An 18236-nucleotide genomic window follows, 5' to 3' on the forward strand; every position below is an offset into this window, starting at 1 on the left:
CTTGGGCGGAGAATGGCACAAGCGTGTCAGACTCAAAATGGACCCATTCCAAAATTGAATTCCTCTTACTTCTATCGTGTTTATGTTTCACGATCTCGTTAACAGCCGAACCAAGTTTTCGGGTCGTGATTGATCCAGGCCATGGCGGAGTGGCTAAAGATCCCAAAGCCCAACATGGGGATAAATATGATAGTGTCACACAAACCTATTTAGAAACATACAAACAAGGAACCGAACATGGAAGTATCACGGAACGAAAAGTGGTCCTGGATCTATCCAAAGAAGTCCATAAAATTCTAAAATTAACGGAAACAGAACAAGGTTGGAAAGAATTTGAGGGGTATTTAAAACTATTTTCTAAAAAAAATGAATTCACTCGGGTAAAATTAATCAGCCACCTAACAAGAGAATCTTCCTTTGATGATGACGGAAATTCTGATGATCCGAATGCCCCTTACCGTTTGTATGATTTTCCCGATCCAAAAACATCTGTTAGGAAAAAAGGTAGGCTCTCTAAAATCAATGAAATCAAACCCCATTTGGTTTTATCCCTTCACCTAAATCCTGCAAGCAAAGGGCAAAAAGGAGGGATGGCCGCTGTTCTCACACCAGGTTATAAAACCTTTTCTCTCTTAAAAAAAATTTCGAACAAAGAAAAATCGCCGAATGGATTTTTAAAAGGGCCCTGGTCTGATTGGCTTGTATTCCAATCTGGATGGAGCAAGTTAGAAAATGCAATGGCTGACACTTGGATATACTTCCATGGGTATTGGTCCAAAAAAAATGGTAAAGAAGCCGATTTAACAAAGTTTGAAGGATACCGCCAAAATATGATTAGTTGGAAGTATGCGGATGATCCTAATTGGGAAAAAAACATAGGTAAAAAAGGTCCTTATGCTAAATCACATGAGGATTTTGAGCCAAGTGGTCGTTTTTTTGAAAGGGAAATGGGTAAAAAGGAAGAGTGGAGGCGTGAAGGGGGAAGGGAAGGATTTGGTGGAGACAACCATTACGTCACAAAAGAACTCATGCGTTTTGTCCAATATGGGTTACCTGTCCAACTGAAAACCAAAGACTCTCCGTACCCTGAACTGGGACCCATCCAAAAACCATATATATCCACCTATAGTTTGCCTACCTACACAAATGCCCTATGTGCCTTTATCGAAATTGGATATGTCAATCGTAGTCGTGATATGAAATACCTCACTCAAAATAAAAAAGAAACTGCCATTTCTCTCGCAGTTGGCATTTATTCTTTGTTTGTTGGTCTGGAAGTGAAAAAAAATTCCAACTTACCATACATTCCCAAAGGTAAAAAAGTAAATTGGGAACGGTATGAAACATATTTTGATGAAGTGATTTAGAGAATTGCATTCGAATGAAACCTAAAAAAGAAACTTCGAAAGTATTAAACCATCCCTTATTCCCTGCATTTATTTCTCTGTACCAGAAGTCCTTGGTAACCCGTTATTCAAAAGAAAACTTAAAACAATACCCCGAGTTTCATTCGATTTCGGAAGTTACGATTCAAGAACTTTTAGATTTCTTTTTGGAATACCTGTATCCAAATTATGAAAAGAGAAAAAAACTCGATGCCGCCTTTGATGCGTTATCTGGTTTTGTAAACCACCCAACAAAAATTTGGGGGATCCTTGGCAATTTGGCAATGTCCATTTTCCGATTTGGGAAACACTTTCCCTTGGCATTAAAAGCAGGACTCTCTGCACTCCATTCCTATGTGACCGCACATAGTTTTGAAGAAGAGTTGGTATTGGCACTTGATACAAAAGATTCTCCCAAAGAGTTTTTGGAATCACAAGAAGCGATGGAGAAATTGATATCTTCAGTTGAAAAATCCAAAGCAGATGCTTTCCGAAAGGATGTTGGTGAACTCTTTGGAATTTTTTCTGATAAGGAACTGGTGCGAAAAATCATCCTCATCATGGAAGATATTTTGGTGAAAATGGAATCAAAATCCACACTCTATACGATCGATGATAAAAATGGAATTTCTTTAGGGGTTTTGATATTGAAAGAGGGAAGGAAAATTTTTAATTTGATGACTAAGGAAGAAATGAACCTCGTCTTACAAGCGATTGATAAAATTGAAGAAAACTTTTACCAAACTGCTTGTGAGAGGTTTCGAAGTAAATAACGTTTGGTACCGATGGCCGGAATCGAACCGGCATGATGTTACCATCGGTGGATTTTGAATCCACTGCGTCTACCAATTCCACCACATCGGCGTTATTAGTCTTCAGCTTCGATATATTTACCTTTTCCGCGGGCCACTATTTTGCCGATCTCATTTTCGATTTCAGCACGGTTTTCGATGATTTTTTTATTCTTTTTCACAAACCATCCGCGTAAGTGGAGGGGTTCATTCACCTTAGCAGGTTGTAGGAAACGAATTGTGAGTTCCCCAGTAGTGGTTTCGAAATTCATCGCTTCGTTGATCTTGACCATGATCTCATCTAGGATGGTAGAAATAATCCCTGGGTGGATTTGATCCGGTAAACCCTGGTATTTTTCGGGGCAGGTGTAATCACCGAAGGCAGTTTTGGTGTCTTCGTCAAATGTGATTTTTAACTGCAACCCGTCTGCATTGTCCGGTGAGGAGGCAAAGCTGAGATTTTTTTTCGCAACGGATTTCATGCCACCATGGAACGCAAGAATTTCTCTTGTGTCAAGCAGAAAAAGAACTTGCGGTCAGTTTGATCCCAAAAGCCTCGTAAAAAGCTTGGAAATTCAATATTATTCGGTTATTTCTTAAATACCAGCTCTCTAAACCTCGAAAATAAAGAGTAGAACCCTTCTATGTTAACCACCCTAATGATGTTACTCGGTCTCTCTGGAACCGGTGCCGATCTTGACGAGATCGCCCGGGGTGAAGGGAGTGGTGGGCCCGCATCCGATCTAAGTCCAAGGCAAAAACGTAGACTCAAACAAAGACAAGGTGAAGAAACAAGTCCTCCAGAACCAAAACGAAGTGGAGGAGGAAGGCCTTCGCGGGAAACGGGTCCTAAAAAAGGAAGGGGAGAAGAACTGGGATTCCAAACGGATCCAAAGTCCTCTAAACAAAAACCCAAATCATTTTCAGAAAAATTAAATGAGTTACCAGATTTAGATGGGGAAACAGGCGAACCAGGATTAGGTGAGGAAGGACAGTCTAAACCTTCCAAACGAAAACGCGAAAAACAAAAACCACCAAAAGATTTAAGTGAACTTCCCTTAGGTGATTTTGGGGAAGAGAGTTCAGGATCCGAAAGTGCACCGGAAAGGCCGAGACGTGAAAGTCCCGAAATAAGTTTTTCGGCCGATGATATCATTTCGAAAAATTCAAAGTATTCTTTTCACAGAAGGCCACTCCTCAATGCGGAAGCACTTGTGGAAGCAGAACAAGTGGAAGAAGCCATTGAAATCTTTGAACGAACAGGAAACCGAATCCCCGATCCAGCAATCAAAGAAAAAATCAAAAAAAACATCCAGGATTTAGAAGAGTTCTTAGAAGACAATCCTCCTCCGAGTCCTTCCGATCTTGGCAAAGATGGACAAAAGGAAGGGAAAGATTCTCTTCCTAAGGCGAAACCAAAACCTCCTGGGAGTGGAGAAAAACCGGATAAGGACCTTAGTGATTTGGTGCATGCCTTAAAAGAGGTATCAGAATTATTTGCGGAATCCATTGCACGTGCGATCCAATTTGCACAGAACGCACCACCACCTAACTTTCCGAATCTCCAAAGAGAACCACAATTCCCACAACCGCAAAATATCGGAGAATTCCCGCCACCTCCGCTCCCCAAAGAGAAACGAGACATTCCCTCCTCCAGTGGACCACAAATCAACCAAACAGTGGAAGGTGGAAACCAATTGGTTCATCCAATTGTGTATCAGTTTTTACAAGGGAGTCCTCCACCTCAAAATTTAAATCCGGCACTCATCCAAAACCAAGACCAACTCTTACAATCGTTAAACCAAGGTTTGACGCAAGGAGGGATCACTCCTGCGATGCCAGGAATTTCTGCTGCACCAAGTGGATCAGGGATTGTTGGTCCCTTTTTTGTTCCACCAGAGAGTAAACAAAGGACAGAAGAAGAACGTAAACCATTCGATTTACAAGAGTTAGCGGAACAGATTTCCAAAAAAGATGTTTCAGAACTTGATTTACCAGAAGATACTTTTTTTTCCAACGATTGGAAACAGTTCAAAGACCTTCCCCTTGTTGACAGAAGGTCTGGCGAAGAGAGAAGGAAAAGCCCTGATCGTAGGACCAATGTTGCAGGCAGAAAGGATCGACGTTCTGGTGAAGACAGACGGAAACGAGACCGTTTCAAAGAACGAGAAGAGTTTTTAAAAAAACAAGCCCTTCAAAAATTAGAAAAAAAGGCAAAGGAATTTGAAGCGAAAGGGGAAGAGGCCTCTCTCAACGATTTACTCAAACCCTATTTTCCAGAACAACCCAACTTAAAATTACCTGAATCTTGGGACCTCGAACCCATTGGTTTACCGGATCCAAATGACCTTCGTCGCGATGAAAAGGAGCCTCTCCTCCATCCGGATGAACGGAAACCATCCGAGGAAGAACCAAATTGGTTCCAAGAAACAACCGATTCCTTACGAAAAGAATTAGAACTACCAGATCCCGTTGACCCTCAAACTGATGAATTGATTTCTTCGAAGGTGGAACTGCCGGAAGCAGTTGATCCTAACAAACATAAGTCGGAAACAATCATTGAAACGGATATGCCCATCCAAGTGGAGTTAACCAATAGACCACTTGTCGCGGATGATATCAAGATCGGTTTGCCTGATGCGGATGAGGTGTTCCGAGATCGGAAACTAAAAGAAGAGGCCGGGGAAAAAGAAGGCCCATCTTTTGATGACGTAGACGGTCCCGAAATCGAAATTGTGGATGGGGATTTGGGTGAGATTGCAGAAGAAGAATCTCCTATCCCTCTTGATGAGATGGCGGAAAAAGCCACAGAGGATGAACCGGAAAAAATCATCCATGGGGTATTGGAATTAAAACCTCCAGAAGCAGACGATGCACCGTTTCTCACGTTAACGTATGATTTTGGAAAAATCCCACATGCGTTTCGGTTGTCGAAAAATTATTCCATTATGGAATATTCCTACTATAAATACAAACCAATGCTCATGAAGGCACAAGAGTTTGCCCGTCGAAAGATGTTAAAAAATGCACTCAATTATTACCGTGTCATCAAATCACAAAATATCCCACCAGAACTGCGTAAGATGATCAACCGTAACATCCGGGACATCACAGAGTTTATGGAAAAATTCCCCATGGCAAAAGGGAACTAATCTCGATACCAGGTAACGATAAAATCTTTTGTCTCAGGTTCACACGAGTTTCCATTTTCACTTATTCTTGACAAGATTGATGATCGTTTCAGTCTAACAGAAAAAAGCGAGGGCACTCCGATGAGACTTACAAATCCTAACTAGGTAAGCAAAAAACAATAAATCACCATTTCCACTTTTCCTCTTCAAACTAGGACAAGACTTGCTTACCATTTTCCAATGGAAACCAATAGGAGCATGTTTTATGTCCAAACACTTACGCATCCAAAACGGATCCTTCCGTTACGAAACACAATCAGAACCAATCTTTGAAAACTTAAATGTCCATTTCTCCACCGGTTGGACTGGAATCATTGGCAAAAATGGAAGTGGAAAATCCACACTTGCCAAAATCCTTTTACGAGACTTGAGTTTAGACCATGGTAAAGTCGAAGGCCCAATCCATGTTTTGTATGTTTCACAAGATACAGAAATAGATCTGAATGAAGTGAATGATTTTTTGTATGATGATTCCAAAGAAACAGGTTTTTGGAAAAGCCGATTGCAAATCAAAATCCAATCAGCCGAGGAATACCAAACTCTGAGTTTTGGAGAAAAACGTAAGTTTCTCCTTTCTCATATTCTATCAAAACAACCAGAGGTTCTAATACTGGATGAACCAACAAACCATATTGATGCGAAGAGCCAAATGATTTTACGCCAGGCAATGCGGGCTTACGAAGGGATTGGAATTTTGATTAGCCACGACAGGTCTTTGTTAGATGAAATGACAACTTCCTGTGTTTTTTTAGAAAAAAACTTTTTAGAACAAAGGCCTGGGAATTATTCAGAAGGCAAACGGGAAAGAGACAGAGAAGCGAAAGCAAGGATTCTTAATTGGCAATCTACGAAGGCGGAACGGAAAAAATTGGAGAAGGAATGGAAACGTAGGAGAGAGGAAGCAAGTCTTTCTCATACGAAGCGGTCTAAAAAAGGTTTGGATCTCCATGACCATGATGGTAGGGCCAAAAAAGATTTAGTCCGCGTTTCTGGAAAAGATGGTATGGCTGGTCGATTGAAAAACCAAATCGAACGAAGGACTGAGAGAAGTGCTGAAAAGGAAAAACAAATTTGGGAAACATTACCAGAAAAAGAAATCATAGGCATCCAATGGCAGAGCCACCTAACAAAACGTAACCATTTGTTTCAATATGATGCAGAAAGGTTGGTTTTACCTTTTTTATATTTAGAATTGCAGTTTCCCATAAAAATTGGAACCCATTCAAGGATTGCCATCACTGGTGCGAACGGTTCTGGGAAGTCGAGTTTATTGCGGTATCTTTTGGAAAGTTTTGAAGGTAAACAAATTTCGTATGTGTACCTTCCACAGGAATTTTCAAAACGAGAACTCGAGGCCTTATTCCAAAAGTTCCGATCCTTGTCTGATAAGGAACAAGCCGAATTACTGGCGATTGTCCATCGATTGGGGAGTGATCCCAAACGATTTTTGGAATCCAAATCCTTAAGTCCTGGAGAAGGGAAAAAATTAGCACTTGCGATGCAAATCGAAACCAAAGCAGAAGTGGTCCTCTTAGACGAACCAACAAACCATTTGGATTTAAAATCTGTAGAAGCTTTAGAGCACTCATTACAAGAAATCCAGTCTGCACTTGTATTTGTCAGTCATGATGCAAGCTTTGTCAAAACATTGGCTCGTGAAGAGTGGGTTTTGGAAAACTTCCGGCTCACACAAAAACATCTAGACAGAATCTAAGGACTGTACTTAGAATAATTCTAAGGAGTGACATTATGCCACAAGTGACATCACATGCCCCTGATTTTAAAGCAACCGCAGTGATCGGGGACAGTTTCAAAGAAATCAAATTATCTGATTACAAGGGAAAATGGGTGGTACTCTTTTTCTATCCACTTGATTTTACATTTGTATGTCCAACAGAGATCATTGAATACGATGCAAAACTAGAAGATTTTAAAAAGATCGGAGCTGAAGTTTTGGGTGTATCTGTTGATAGCGAATTTTCACACTTAGCTTGGAAAAAAACGCCTAAAAAAGAAGGTGGTATTGGAGAGATCAAATACCCACTCATCGCAGACAAAACAAAAGAAATTGCAAAGTCTTTTGGTGTTCTCATTGAGTCTGGTCCTGATGCAGGAGTTGCGTTACGCGGAACTTTCATCATCGACCCACAAGGTATCATCCGCCAAGCAACTGTTAACGACCTTCCAGTAGGACGTAACATTGAAGAAGCACTCAGACTCATCAAGGCTTTCCAATTCGTGGAAAAACATGGTGAAGTTTGTCCTGCAAACTGGGATGAAGGGAAAAAAACGATGAAAGCAGATCCTACAGGGTCCAAAGCTTACTTCGCTTCTGTCAATTAATTGAACTTTCTCGAATAGAGAATGGGAGAACCAATGGAATCTACAACAAACATAGAAAGACCGAATGTCGAATTTTACCAAGCAAATAATTTTCCAAAGGGTTTGACACGTAAGGTTGTAGAGTCCATCTCCCATATCAAAAATGAACCGAGTTGGCTTGCCGAGTTTCGTCTCAAAGCATTTGAGGTGTATGAACAAAAACCAATGCCTACCTGGGGTTTTATCCCACAGTTTCAAATCAACATCGATGATTATGTACATTATGTAGGTTCCAATCAAAAGAAAAAAAAATCTTGGGATGAAGTGGATCCCGAAATCCTACGAAGTTTCGAAAAATTAGGAATTCCAGAACACGAACGTAAGTACTTGGCTGGGATCGAAACGATGAACGATTCCGAAACCATTTATGCCAATGTCAAAAAGGAACTCACTGATTTAGGAATCATTTTCTGTGACATCGACACTGCCATCCGTGATTACCCAGAACTGGTTCGTGAGTATTTGGGAACCGTGGTCACGATCGGTGATAATAAATTTTCAGCTCTTAATTCTTGTGTTTTTAGTGGTGGTTCGTTCGCATACATTCCCAAAGGAGTCAAAACTCCTATGCCACTGCAGGCATATTTTAAAGTAACCGCCGCAAGTTCCGGACAATATGAACGGACACTTCTCATTGCCGATGAAGGGGCACACTTGGAATACAGTGAAGGTTGTACCTCTGTCCAAGATAAGGGGACCAATTTCCATACAGCTGTTGTGGAACTAGTCGCCAAAAAGAATTCTAAAATCTTTTATACGACAATCCAAAACTGGAAAAAAAATATGTACAACTGGACCGTGAAACGTGGTATCTGTGAAGAAGCAGCTCACATCACATGGACAGATTGTAACATCGGTGCCAATACCATCAAGTACCCAGGGATCATTTTACAAGGAGACCATTCCACAGGGGATGTGCTTTCTCTCGCCTTTGCTGGGAATGGCCAAGTGCAAGATACGGGTGCTCGGATCATCCATGTGGGTAAAAACACAAGATCTAATATCTTAGCAAAAGGTGTGGCTCTTGACGGTGGGATCAATTCCTATCGAGGTCTCGTGAAGTTTGAACCTTCTAGCAAAGGATCTTATAGCCATATCAAATGTGATGGGCTGATGATGGACAACCGTTCCCAATCGCATGCGTATCCATATAATGATGTATCAGGCGAAGAAGGAACTTTGAACTACGAGGCTACCGTTTCCAAAATTGACGATGACCAATTGTTTTACTTACAGTCTCGTGGGATGTCGGAAGACGATGCGAAACTCCTCATTATCAATGGGTTCTGTGAAGGTGTCACCAAACACTTAGATGTGGAATACTCAGTGGAGATGACAAAACTCATCCGTATGATCTTAGAAGATGGGAAAGTCATCGCGGAAACATAAGTTTTCAAAACTTCGATTTATTTTTTAAAAACAAAACCCCAAACCGCGGATGCGGCAATGAGAAGCCCCAGGGATTCTCTCACTTCCTCCACTTCCATCCCAAAGTAGGGAGCTTCTGTTGCATAGTAAACAGATAGGACAAGATACAATGGGATAATGGTATACCCAATCCATTTCGGCAATCGACGGAAAAAACGAATGCCGGCAAGGATTGCGACAATGGCATAAATCGGAAACCACAAAAAAGGATCTGGATCGTTCAGTTGCAAATAAGCAAATAAAAGGAATAGAGGAATCGAGACTAAAGAGAAAAGTTTCATCACAGTTTCCAAAGTTTTTTGATTGCGGGTACAAATCCAAGCGAATTATCCTATGACAAGAAGACGTCGTATGAAAATCCAAATCATTGTTATTTTTTCCCTTCTTTCCTTTTCCCTTTCCTCCCTTGCCTGTGATGATTTTGGTCGAAAGATCTTAAAAACATTCAACAAAAAGTATGAGACCGATGGCAAAGTTTTGGGCAGTAAACCAATCTTCATTGGACCCGATGCCAAACGGAAACAAATCACAATTTCGCTTCAGGAAGTAGTCAAAGTAAAGGAACCAACTGATATCCAATTCCCACCGGGAGATAGTCCCTTTTTATTTGTTTTGGAAAAGGCAGGGGATCTTATCTTGTTTGATCGAGAAAAGAAGACCAAACGAGTGTTAAAGTCGTTAAAGGTAATCACAGATAGTGAAGAGGGTCTTCTTGGTTTCACCTTCCATCCCAAGTATCCCAAAGAACCTAAGGTTTACACACATACTGTCATCAATTCGTCAAATCGAGATATGACTGTGATTGCGGAATGGGAAGTTGAAAATCCAAACTCCTTTGAAAAGATGGATTTAAAAAACGAACGAGTGTTACTTGAGGTAGAACAACCATATCCGAACCATAACGGGGGGCAAATTAGTTTTGGACCTGATGGGCATTTGTACATTGGACTTGGCGACGGCGGATGGCGAGCGGATCCAAAAAATAACGGACAAAATCCAAACACGCTCCTTGGTTCGATTTTAAGGATATCACCAACCCCTGATCCCAATGGGAAAAAACCATATTCCATTCCGAAGGACAATCCTTTCATCGGAAAACCAGGTTTTTTACCTGAAATATTTGCTTATGGAATCCGGAACCCTTGGAAGATGAGTTTTTCGCCTGACGGACGTTTGATTGCCGCTGATGTAGGGCAAGATGCATATGAAGAAGTAGACATCATCTTATCTGGAAAAAATTACGGATGGAACCAAACAGAAGGATTCCATTGTTTTACTGATGGGTGTAATCCATCTCTATACCAACCTCCATTTTATGAATATGGAAGGGAGGAAGGCCAATCCATCACGGGTGGGTATGTTTACACCGGATCTTCAATTCCAGAGTTAAAAGGCAAATACGTGTTTGGTGATTTTATCCAGGGGAAAATATGGGCGATTGACCTTCCAAAACCCGGAGAAAATAACAAAATTACGGAAACCATTTCTCTTGGAAAGTGGAACATCCTGATCCCAAGTTTTGGTCAGGACAGTGACGGCGAAATCTTTGTTGCCGATTACCAAACAGGAACCATTTACAAATTAGGAAAACCGTAAACCATTGCATTTGGAATCAAACCAATTCAATTGTTGCAAATTTTAAAGTAGATTCATTTATGAAAAAATTCTTCTCTCAGATACCTTTTTACATTCGATTCCATCTCTTACTTGCAGGTCTTGGAATCGTTTTTTTAACCATCTACCGGGCCGCATTCTTTTTGATGTATTCCTATCGGATACATGACAAATCCATTTGGATCATTCTGAAAGCATTTGTAAAAGGAGCAAGATTTGACCTTTCCGTATTATGTGTGTTACTTGGATTTAGTTTGGTCTATTCCTCACTCCATTTCTTCAATCGGAACAAATGGTATCGAGCGGTTTGGAGGACAATCCCTGTTGTTTTCATGATCCTTTTGTTGTTTTTACTCATCGCAGACTTAATCTACTATGAGAATGGGAACAAACACTTGGGTTATGAAGCATTTGCTTACCTAGGTTTTGAAATGTTACCTCTTGTGGGATCTGCTTTCTCACAAAACCCATTATTGTTTTTATTTGGCTTAGTAGTGATCGCAAGTATTGGTTTTGGAATTTATAAAATCCAATCCAATTTCCCGTATTCCCATGTGAACCTACATTACAAATGGGCAGGCCTTCAGTTTTTACTTGTCCTTGCCTTACTTGTACTTGGTATCCGAGGAGGCGTACAAACAAGCCCACTTAGAACCAGTGATGCCATCATCACAAAAGAAACAATTATCAATGATTTGGTGTTAAACCCTGGGTTTACCGTCATCACCGACCTAAAGATGACAAAGGTGGATGACCGCCATTATATGAAATTAGAGGAAGCTACCTCCTTTGTTCGAAAGGAAGTCGCTTATCCGGGGGCCGAATTTGTGAGTGAAGAATACCCACTCCTACGAAAAACAACTGTTAGCTCAGGGAAACAACTCCCTCATATTGTTGTGGTTGTGCTCGAGGGTTGGACTGGAAAATTCATTGATATCATTGGAACAGGGAAAGTGGAAGGGAAAGTGGTCACACCTCACTTCAACCAACTCATCCGCCAAGGGATGTTCTTTAAACATTTTTTTGCCAGTGGGGGAAGGACAACCAATGGACTTATGGCATTGATGGGTGGAATCCCAGACAGACCAGGACTTACAGCAGTTCGCACACCCCAAATCCTCAACCGGTTTTCGGGCCTTGGGAATATTGCAAAAACAATCGGGTATGAAACTCTATTTGTTACGGGAACTGATTTAAGTTTTAATAACAAGGGCAGTATCATGTACCATTGGGGTTTTGATACCCTTGTTGGCAAACAAGACTTAGAAAAAAATCCAGAGTATAAAACTGGGCCATGGAGTTATTTAGACGAAGCATCTTTGGATGCAATGCACAAACGTCTGTTAAATGTAAATCCAGAGAAGCCTATCGTCTCTGTCATCCATACAGGTACCACACATTACCCGTACAAAGTTCCAGATGAAAAATACCGGTTGTTTGGGAAAGACACCCAGGATAGTGAATACTTGAATGTCTTACATTATGCTGATTTTGCCCTTTTCGAATACATGGAAAAAGCAAAAAAAGCACCTTACTTCAAAGATACCATTTTCTTTTTTGTCTCAGACCATAGCCACCATAGGTTTCTCAATTATTATGAAGATCGAAATGTTCCTCTTCTCATTTATGCACCAGGGAAAATCAAACCGGAGATTAGGGAAGACATCACTTCCCAACTCGATCTCATTCCCACGATCCTTGGATTTATGGAAAGAGAAGTCTTCTTTAGTGTCATGGGTCGTGACCTGCGAAAGGTAAAGGGGACCTCCGCTTATTTTGCGTATGGAAATATCTTTGGTTGGATTGAAGGTGATTTTTTGTATTACCAATCGGTAACAGGAGGACAAGGGGAAACCAAAACCATCAAAGAACCATTTGTTGACATTGGACTTTGTTATCAGGATTTGAATTTATGTAAAAAACATGCAGAGAAAACAAAAGCATATTTGAATTTAGGAGACGAACTTCTGAAGTCGAACAAATTGTTCCCTTCAGAGTCCGCACTTAAGGAGATAAAATCTAATACCAAGTATTAGAAATATTACTCAAATCGAAGAAGGTTTTTCGTTTGAGGATGATCCATACTAAGGATACAAACGAAAGACCGATGAGAGGGATGGCAAACATTGCGATGTTCGGGATATTGGAATAAACTAGAGCCAATACAAAGGCAATGATAAAGAGGACATTGCGCACCACTTCGGTTCGTCTTGACCAACGTTTCATCTCCATCGTCCGATCAATGGAAAACAAACTAAAAATAATCACAATGGAAAGAATTCCAAGTGTTGTCATGTCTTGTTCTAAATTGATTTTGGCTACTTTCCAAATCACAAGCCCCACAGCCATAAGGACTGCCGCTTGCAGTGCCACATACACCATCACACCCATTGGCGGTTTGGGATCATACTTTTCCGTATACGCTGGTTCTTTGAAAGCATCATCTGGTGTTTGTAGGTAAGAAGGTTTCCAACCAGGAGGCCCAAATATGGTTTTGAACACATCACCGATTGACTTACATTTGAAGATTTGTAGGAACATATCCTTGAACACGTGTAAGTTGACAGTAATTGGGTTAAAGGAATTGACTGGTTTGGTTAAACCATAAATGGGTTCATCGGTTTCCCATTCAAAAGATCCAAACATTCGATCCCAAATGATGAAGATTCCACCATGATTGCGATCCAAGTACTTCCTTTGGGTTCCATGGTGGACTCTGTGGTTAGAAGGGGTTACCATAAACTCTTCTAAAAATCCAAGTTTTCCGATGAAACGAGTGTGCACGACAAATTGGTATACTTTTAAGATCCTGTGGCTCAGTAAAAACATCGCCCAAGGGATCCCAAGGAGAGCCATCGCAAGAAAGTACGTATACTCAAAAATCCTTTGTAATCCATTCCCTCGGAAGGCGACCGAAAGGTTCATTTCTTGGGTGGAATGGTGGGTGACATGGGTTGCCCAAAACAAATTGATTTCATGGCAATGCCTGTGGAACCAGTAGTATATGAAGTCAGCAAATACCACAGAAAATGTCCAAGCTCCAAGTGCATGCCAATTCACAACAAAACTAGGTGAAAATTGAAAGGGACTTTCTAATGGAAAAAAATGATAACCAAGAGCAGATAAAGAGTAGTTCGTTTCGACGATATCATAAACATAAAGGGCTCCGAGTAGGATGACCACTCCTACCAGTGCAAAGATCACACCTGTACTCACATCAGCGATGAGAACGTTCAACCGGTAAAACTCTTTGCCCTTCATATAAGAAACAAAAATTTCAATCCCGATCAGTGCGACCATGACGATAAAGGCGTATTCCATAAAGGCATCGCTATTCATGCGTTTATTTTCCTCACTAGAGACTAGGCTTTTGAATCATGTCCACTAAGTCAATGTCCATTTCCTCTAGGAAACTTCCTTGTTTGTGACGATTCTATGAATTTAGACTTGTTCAATTCGCCTTTTTGGAGTAAGACATTTAGAAAGAGTGTAATTTCTTGTCCCGTAAGGTGGCAAAGAAAAGATTGGCTAATGGTGAAAGGACCTACACGATGAAAGAGGAAACCCCAGTTCTCAAAGGGAAAACCAAAAAAGAACTAGAAGAGATATGTGTTTCCTTAGGTCTTGAAAAATACCGAGCAGCACAAATTTATACCGGAATTTATAAGAGTCGTTATACGACCATTGACCAGTTTACCACTCTATCCAAAGAAGTACGGGAAAAACTAAAAACACACACGTTATACCCAGAAATTGAAATTGGAAGGGACTTGGTTTCCAAAGAAGATGGAACGAGGAAATTTACCTTTTATGTCGGGGAAAACAAAGAGATCGAAGCCGTATGGATTCCCTCGGGAGATGGTGGTCGAAAAACCATTTGTATCTCCTCTCAAATTGGTTGTACCCTTAATTGTAAATTTTGTGCCACAGGCCTTTTGGAATACAAAGGCAATTTGCATACTTGGCAAATCCTAGACCAAGTGTTGCAGGTAGAACGCCTTGTTGGGGATCGCGCCACAAACATCGTATTTATGGGAATGGGGGAGCCCATGCACAATTATTTTTCTGTGATGAAGGCAGCCCATATCTTACGGGATAAGGATGCCTTTGGACTCGGAGGCCTTCGGATCACCATCTCCACAGCCGGTGTGACCACAGGGATCAACCGTTTCATTGAAAACAAAGAACCATTTAATTTTGCGATCTCTCTCAACCACCCAAACCCCAATGCACGTTCTTCTGTGATGGATGTGAATGACAAACACCCTTTGGAAAAACTCATTGAAAGTGCCAAACGGTTCACGAAAGAACTGGATCGGGCCATCACATTCGAATATGTAATGATCCCTGATGTGAATATGGGCCGAGACAATGCAGAACGGCTCGCAAAAATTGCAAGGTCTGTGAACAAATGTAAGATCAATGTGATCCCACTCAATACAGACTTTACGGGATGGCGTCGGCCAACCGATGAAGAAGTGAAAGAATTTGTGATGCATCTCAAAGCGAAAACGACTGCACCCATTCTCAATCGCCGAAGTCCTGGACGGGACATCAATGGCGCTTGTGGGATGTTAGCTCTCAAAGGAATTCGAAGTGAAACAACAAAATAAGTGGATATTGGTTTTATTTTTGGCCTTCAGTTTCTCGAACTGCCAAGACATCGTGGAACAAAAATGCCAAATGGCATGTGAAAAATTTGTCTCATGCACAGAAGAGGAACTCAAACTCACACTCGCACCCGATGTGAAACGAACAGGACGGATCCAATGTATGGATGGTTGCACCACACACAATAGTGACATATTACAATGTTATGATCAAGAACCTAACTCCTGTAAGGGGTTTGGCCAATGCCTTGTGCAAATAGGTACTTTTGAATGAAAGAAACTCTTTCTCCCTCGGAACGGATTTTTTATCGAATATTGTTGCTTATGGCTTCCCTGCCTATCTTATTCACATTGCCATTAGATGTGATTGATATTGATAGCGCACAGTATGCAGGCATCAGTCGTGAGCTCGTTCTTTCCAATGATTTTTTTACACTCATTGATAATGGTAGAAGGTATTTGGATAAACCCATCCTAACCTTTTGGACGATTGCCACTTCCTTTTTCTTTTTTGGCATTAACAACATTGCCTTTCGGATCCCTGCGATTTTTTTAAGTTTGTTATCTGTTTATTCCATCTATCGCATCACCATTTTAGCAGGTGGAAAAGAAAGACAAGGGTACCTGGCATCAATTGCCTATCTACTTGCTCCAGGTGTGTATGCCATGATTGTCGATCCAAAAATCGATGTTTACCTCACTGCATACCTGGTATTTACGTATCATTTTTACTATTTAGGTAGAAAACAAAATCCCAATTATTTTTACCTGATGTACCTTATGATGTCTATGGGTTTTATCACAAAGGGTCCTATCTCTGTTGTGATCCCAGCCATTTCGATTGGTGGAGACATCTTATTCCGTAGGGATTGGAAACTTTTATTCTCGATGCGAATTCCAACGGGGATTTTTGTTCTGATTTCTTTACCAGCACTTTGGTGTACCTTTTTATACCAAAACTTCAATTCCTATGGACCTGTTTTCTTTTTATGGATCCAATCCTTTGGTCGTTTCTATCGTGAGATGTACGACATCAAGTTTGATCCATTTTACTTTTACAAATCCTTTTCATGGGCTTTCTTTAGTGGGCTGATACCCATGGTCATCTATCTCAGTTTCCATTCCTACCAATATGTGAAATCCCTTGGTTGGAAGGAAATTCTAAGAAAGATCCGAGCCAATGAATACAAAGAAATAGATTTTGTGATTCCATTTTGGGTGTTTCTCTTTTTGTTCCTGATCTCCTTTTCAAGATACCCACTCCCACAGTATACCTATTGGGTATTACCTGCTGCTGCTTTGTACTTTGGAAAAATCATGGAAGAGAGTTTGTTTCAGTCCAATGTTGCAAGGCTTAGGCCATCGTTTCTCATTGCGGGCCTTGTCTACTTAGTGGGTTATTTTTTATTCCCTGTTTTTGTTTCCGATGTGGGTATTTTGTATTATGTGTTCGGAGCCATTGGGATCTTATTCATCTTACTTTCTGCACAACTCATCCCGTTGGAAATCCTTGTCACCCTCGTTGGGGCAACTTTGTTTTTGAGTGCCATCAGTTTGCAGTTTTATCCACTTCTCACAAGTTACCAACCATCTCGTGAATTCGGTGCCAAAATCAAAGAATTGGAACCAGGGGAACCTGTTGTTTATACCTATTGGATGTCCAATTCCAAACGGTCGTATGGGTTTTATGCGGAACGAAATTTTAGGAATATCTACGATAAGGATAAACTGGATCGTTTGTGGTCGGAAAAACCAGAACGACTGATGATTTTGCCATCGGAAAAACTCACTCAATTGCAAGAGATGGCAGGGCCTTCCTATGAAATCATCCCAGTCCTTGAAAAGGATTCGTTCAAAGTAGCAACACCAACCATCAGCTTTCTCAAAAAAGAGACAAGAAACCTTGTCACAAAGAAAATTTCTTTGGTTTGGGTGAAAAAAAAGCAGGGGAAATCTTTAAAAAACTCGAAAGTATAACTAGGCTAAATTGTGTAAGTCTGGTTTTTAGGGCCCTTCGATGTCAAAGTCAGGGCCTTTTTTTTTACTCCCAACAACCATTCTTTAGGATTTCTCCGTCGTTTGGCATTCACGTTCCCATACCATCCAAAGCATCTGGCTTTAAAATTCTAACATTTGTTCGCTGGTAAAAATGCAGTTAATTGAGACTTAGTTTCAACAAAGAATGTTCGGAAAAAATATCAGATTATGTCTCTTTTTATGTTTTTTCGCAACCAAAACCCTTACATACTTGCTTTTTTTCGGATTTTACCTTTCCTTGTCAGAAGACAGTGTAAACGGATTCAGGAAATCTGCGAATGAATATAAAAATACTCAAGATCTCTGTGCCTATCGTTGCTGTAGCAGCGCTTGCATATTTGATTTTTTCACCTAGCCGTTATGTGGGCTATTCACCCGACCAGCCCATCCCATTCAACCATAAGATACATGCTGGCGATAACAAAATCGACTGTAAGTATTGCCATACAGGCGTTGAAAACTCGGCCCATGCCACAGTTCCCCCAAGTTCCACTTGTATGAACTGTCATGGAGCAGGTAACGTAGCGGGAAACCAAGAACATGTTAAGTGGCTCAAAGCTCAATACGAAAGCAACACTCCAGTTTCCTGGGTGAAGGTCCATGACCAACCAGACTTCGTATACTTCAACCACTCAAGACACGTGCAACGCGGCGTTGATTGTTCCACATGTCATGGCAACATGGCAGAGATGGTAAAGGTTAGACAGTCTAAGTCCCTCAATATGGGATTTTGTGTCGATTGCCATAGAGAGAACAATGCTCCTAACGATTGTTCTACGTGCCACAGATAATCGGGAG

At 40.9% G+C, this 18236-nt stretch carries 15 protein-coding genes and 1 tRNA gene; 12 read left to right on the forward strand and 4 right to left on the reverse strand.

Features of this window, described 5'->3' with window-relative positions:
* Nucleotides 1-53 precede the first annotated feature (53 nt).
* On the forward strand, nucleotides 54-1367 hold the full coding sequence (locus LEP1GSC202_RS16390; RefSeq protein ID WP_039929292.1) for an N-acetylmuramoyl-L-alanine amidase CwlD: 1314 nt from the start codon (nucleotides 54-56) through the stop codon (nucleotides 1365-1367).
* A gap of 14 nt (nucleotides 1368-1381) precedes the next feature.
* Nucleotides 1382-2158, forward strand: a complete 777-nt coding sequence (locus LEP1GSC202_RS16395) for a hypothetical protein (RefSeq protein WP_015678828.1) — start codon at nucleotides 1382-1384, stop codon at nucleotides 2156-2158.
* Nucleotides 2159-2162: 4 nt separating this feature from the next.
* On the opposite strand, the gene LEP1GSC202_RS16400 is transcribed toward LEP1GSC202_RS16395, so the two are convergent.
* Together LEP1GSC202_RS16400 and LEP1GSC202_RS16405 are read right to left on the reverse strand one after the other, a co-directional pair.
* Nucleotides 2163-2249 (reverse strand) — tRNA-Leu (locus LEP1GSC202_RS16400).
* 4 nt (nucleotides 2250-2253) lie between these two features.
* Complete coding sequence (locus LEP1GSC202_RS16405; RefSeq protein ID WP_002973585.1) at nucleotides 2254-2658, reverse strand: PaaI family thioesterase; 405 nt, start codon at nucleotides 2656-2658, stop codon at nucleotides 2254-2256.
* Between the two features lie 162 nt (nucleotides 2659-2820).
* On the opposite strand from LEP1GSC202_RS16405, the gene LEP1GSC202_RS16410 reads away from it, so the two are divergent.
* From LEP1GSC202_RS16410 to sufB, 4 genes are all read left to right on the forward strand, one after another.
* Nucleotides 2821-5328, forward strand: a complete 2508-nt coding sequence (locus LEP1GSC202_RS16410; protein WP_039929272.1) for a hypothetical protein — start codon at nucleotides 2821-2823, stop codon at nucleotides 5326-5328.
* Between the two features lie 244 nt (nucleotides 5329-5572).
* Nucleotides 5573-7081, forward strand: a complete 1509-nt coding sequence (locus LEP1GSC202_RS16415; RefSeq protein ID WP_015678776.1) for an ATP-binding cassette domain-containing protein — start codon at nucleotides 5573-5575, stop codon at nucleotides 7079-7081.
* A gap of 35 nt (nucleotides 7082-7116) precedes the next feature.
* Nucleotides 7117-7710, forward strand: a complete 594-nt coding sequence (locus LEP1GSC202_RS16420) for a peroxiredoxin (RefSeq protein WP_012388348.1) — start codon at nucleotides 7117-7119, stop codon at nucleotides 7708-7710.
* 33 nt (nucleotides 7711-7743) lie between these two features.
* On the forward strand, nucleotides 7744-9138 hold the full coding sequence (gene sufB / locus LEP1GSC202_RS16425) for a Fe-S cluster assembly protein SufB (RefSeq protein ID WP_039929295.1): 1395 nt from the start codon (nucleotides 7744-7746) through the stop codon (nucleotides 9136-9138).
* A gap of 17 nt (nucleotides 9139-9155) precedes the next feature.
* Here the strand turns inward: sufB and LEP1GSC202_RS16430 are convergent, their stop codons facing one another.
* Nucleotides 9156-9458 (reverse strand): transmembrane 220 family protein, encoded by a 303-nt coding sequence (locus LEP1GSC202_RS16430; RefSeq protein WP_015678813.1) that lies wholly within the window; start codon nucleotides 9456-9458, stop codon nucleotides 9156-9158.
* Between the two features lie 70 nt (nucleotides 9459-9528).
* Between LEP1GSC202_RS16430 and LEP1GSC202_RS16435 the strand changes: the two genes are divergently transcribed.
* Together LEP1GSC202_RS16435 and LEP1GSC202_RS16440 are read left to right on the forward strand one after the other, a co-directional pair.
* Complete coding sequence (locus tag LEP1GSC202_RS16435) at nucleotides 9529-10773, forward strand: PQQ-dependent sugar dehydrogenase (RefSeq protein ID WP_015678852.1); 1245 nt, start codon at nucleotides 9529-9531, stop codon at nucleotides 10771-10773.
* 59 nt (nucleotides 10774-10832) lie between these two features.
* Nucleotides 10833-12827 carry an LTA synthase family protein gene (locus tag LEP1GSC202_RS16440; protein ID WP_015678797.1) on the forward strand — a complete coding sequence of 665 codons (1995 nt, stop codon included), beginning with the start codon at nucleotides 10833-10835 and terminating at the stop codon, nucleotides 12825-12827.
* Here the strand turns inward: LEP1GSC202_RS16440 and LEP1GSC202_RS16445 are convergent.
* Nucleotides 12811-14130, reverse strand: coding sequence for a sterol desaturase family protein (locus LEP1GSC202_RS16445; protein WP_015678881.1), 1320 nt, complete (start codon nucleotides 14128-14130; stop codon nucleotides 12811-12813). The two genes, LEP1GSC202_RS16440 and LEP1GSC202_RS16445, sit on opposite strands and share 17 nt — an antisense overlap.
* Before the next feature lie 212 nt (nucleotides 14131-14342).
* Here LEP1GSC202_RS16445 and rlmN point away from each other — a divergent pair, with 212 nt between their 5' ends.
* The 4 genes from rlmN to LEP1GSC202_RS16465 all read left to right on the forward strand — a co-directional run bounded on the left by rlmN (nucleotide 14343) and on the right by LEP1GSC202_RS16465 (nucleotide 18229).
* Nucleotides 14343-15404 (forward strand): 23S rRNA (adenine(2503)-C(2))-methyltransferase RlmN, encoded by a 1062-nt coding sequence (gene rlmN / locus LEP1GSC202_RS16450; RefSeq protein WP_039929296.1) that lies wholly within the window; start codon nucleotides 14343-14345, stop codon nucleotides 15402-15404.
* Nucleotides 15388-15675, forward strand: a complete 288-nt coding sequence (locus tag LEP1GSC202_RS16455) for a Cys-rich protein (protein ID WP_015678850.1) — start codon at nucleotides 15388-15390, stop codon at nucleotides 15673-15675. The genes rlmN and LEP1GSC202_RS16455 overlap by 17 nt, the downstream gene beginning before the upstream one ends.
* Nucleotides 15672-17378 (forward strand): ArnT family glycosyltransferase, encoded by a 1707-nt coding sequence (locus LEP1GSC202_RS16460; RefSeq protein WP_015678795.1) that lies wholly within the window; start codon nucleotides 15672-15674, stop codon nucleotides 17376-17378. The genes LEP1GSC202_RS16455 and LEP1GSC202_RS16460 overlap by 4 nt, the downstream gene beginning before the upstream one ends.
* A gap of 338 nt (nucleotides 17379-17716) precedes the next feature.
* Nucleotides 17717-18229 (forward strand): cytochrome c3 family protein, encoded by a 513-nt coding sequence (locus tag LEP1GSC202_RS16465; RefSeq protein ID WP_039929274.1) that lies wholly within the window; start codon nucleotides 17717-17719, stop codon nucleotides 18227-18229.
* The last annotated feature ends 7 nt before the right edge of the window (nucleotides 18230-18236 follow it).

It is taken from the genome of Leptospira yanagawae serovar Saopaulo str. Sao Paulo = ATCC 700523 (assembly GCF_000332475.2).
Classification (GTDB): Bacteria; Spirochaetota; Leptospiria; order Leptospirales; family Leptospiraceae; genus Leptospira_A; species Leptospira_A yanagawae.

Bases quoted from the DNA above. Each gene is read 5' to 3' on its own strand.
- sufB (WP_039929295.1), top strand. From the start codon at position 7,744: ATGGAATCTACAACAAACATAGAAAGACCGAATGTCGAATTTTACCAA.
- LEP1GSC202_RS16465 (WP_039929274.1), top strand. From the start codon at position 17,717: ATGAATATAAAAATACTCAAGATCTCTGTGCCTATCGTTGCTGTAGCA.
- LEP1GSC202_RS16395 (WP_015678828.1), top strand. From the start codon at position 1,382: ATGAAACCTAAAAAAGAAACTTCGAAAGTATTAAACCATCCCTTATTC.
- LEP1GSC202_RS16410 (WP_039929272.1), top strand. From the start codon at position 2,821: ATGTTAACCACCCTAATGATGTTACTCGGTCTCTCTGGAACCGGTGCC.
- LEP1GSC202_RS16430 (WP_015678813.1), bottom strand. From the start codon at position 9,458: ATGAAACTTTTCTCTTTAGTCTCGATTCCTCTATTCCTTTTATTTGCT.
- LEP1GSC202_RS16420 (WP_012388348.1), top strand. From the start codon at position 7,117: ATGCCACAAGTGACATCACATGCCCCTGATTTTAAAGCAACCGCAGTG.
- LEP1GSC202_RS16445 (WP_015678881.1), bottom strand. From the start codon at position 14,130: ATGAATAGCGATGCCTTTATGGAATACGCCTTTATCGTCATGGTCGCA.
- rlmN (WP_039929296.1), top strand. From the start codon at position 14,343: ATGAAAGAGGAAACCCCAGTTCTCAAAGGGAAAACCAAAAAAGAACTA.
- LEP1GSC202_RS16415 (WP_015678776.1), top strand. From the start codon at position 5,573: ATGTCCAAACACTTACGCATCCAAAACGGATCCTTCCGTTACGAAACA.
- LEP1GSC202_RS16440 (WP_015678797.1), top strand. From the start codon at position 10,833: ATGAAAAAATTCTTCTCTCAGATACCTTTTTACATTCGATTCCATCTC.
- LEP1GSC202_RS16460 (WP_015678795.1), top strand. From the start codon at position 15,672: ATGAAAGAAACTCTTTCTCCCTCGGAACGGATTTTTTATCGAATATTG.
- LEP1GSC202_RS16435 (WP_015678852.1), top strand. From the start codon at position 9,529: ATGAAAATCCAAATCATTGTTATTTTTTCCCTTCTTTCCTTTTCCCTT.
- LEP1GSC202_RS16405 (WP_002973585.1), bottom strand. From the start codon at position 2,658: ATGAAATCCGTTGCGAAAAAAAATCTCAGCTTTGCCTCCTCACCGGAC.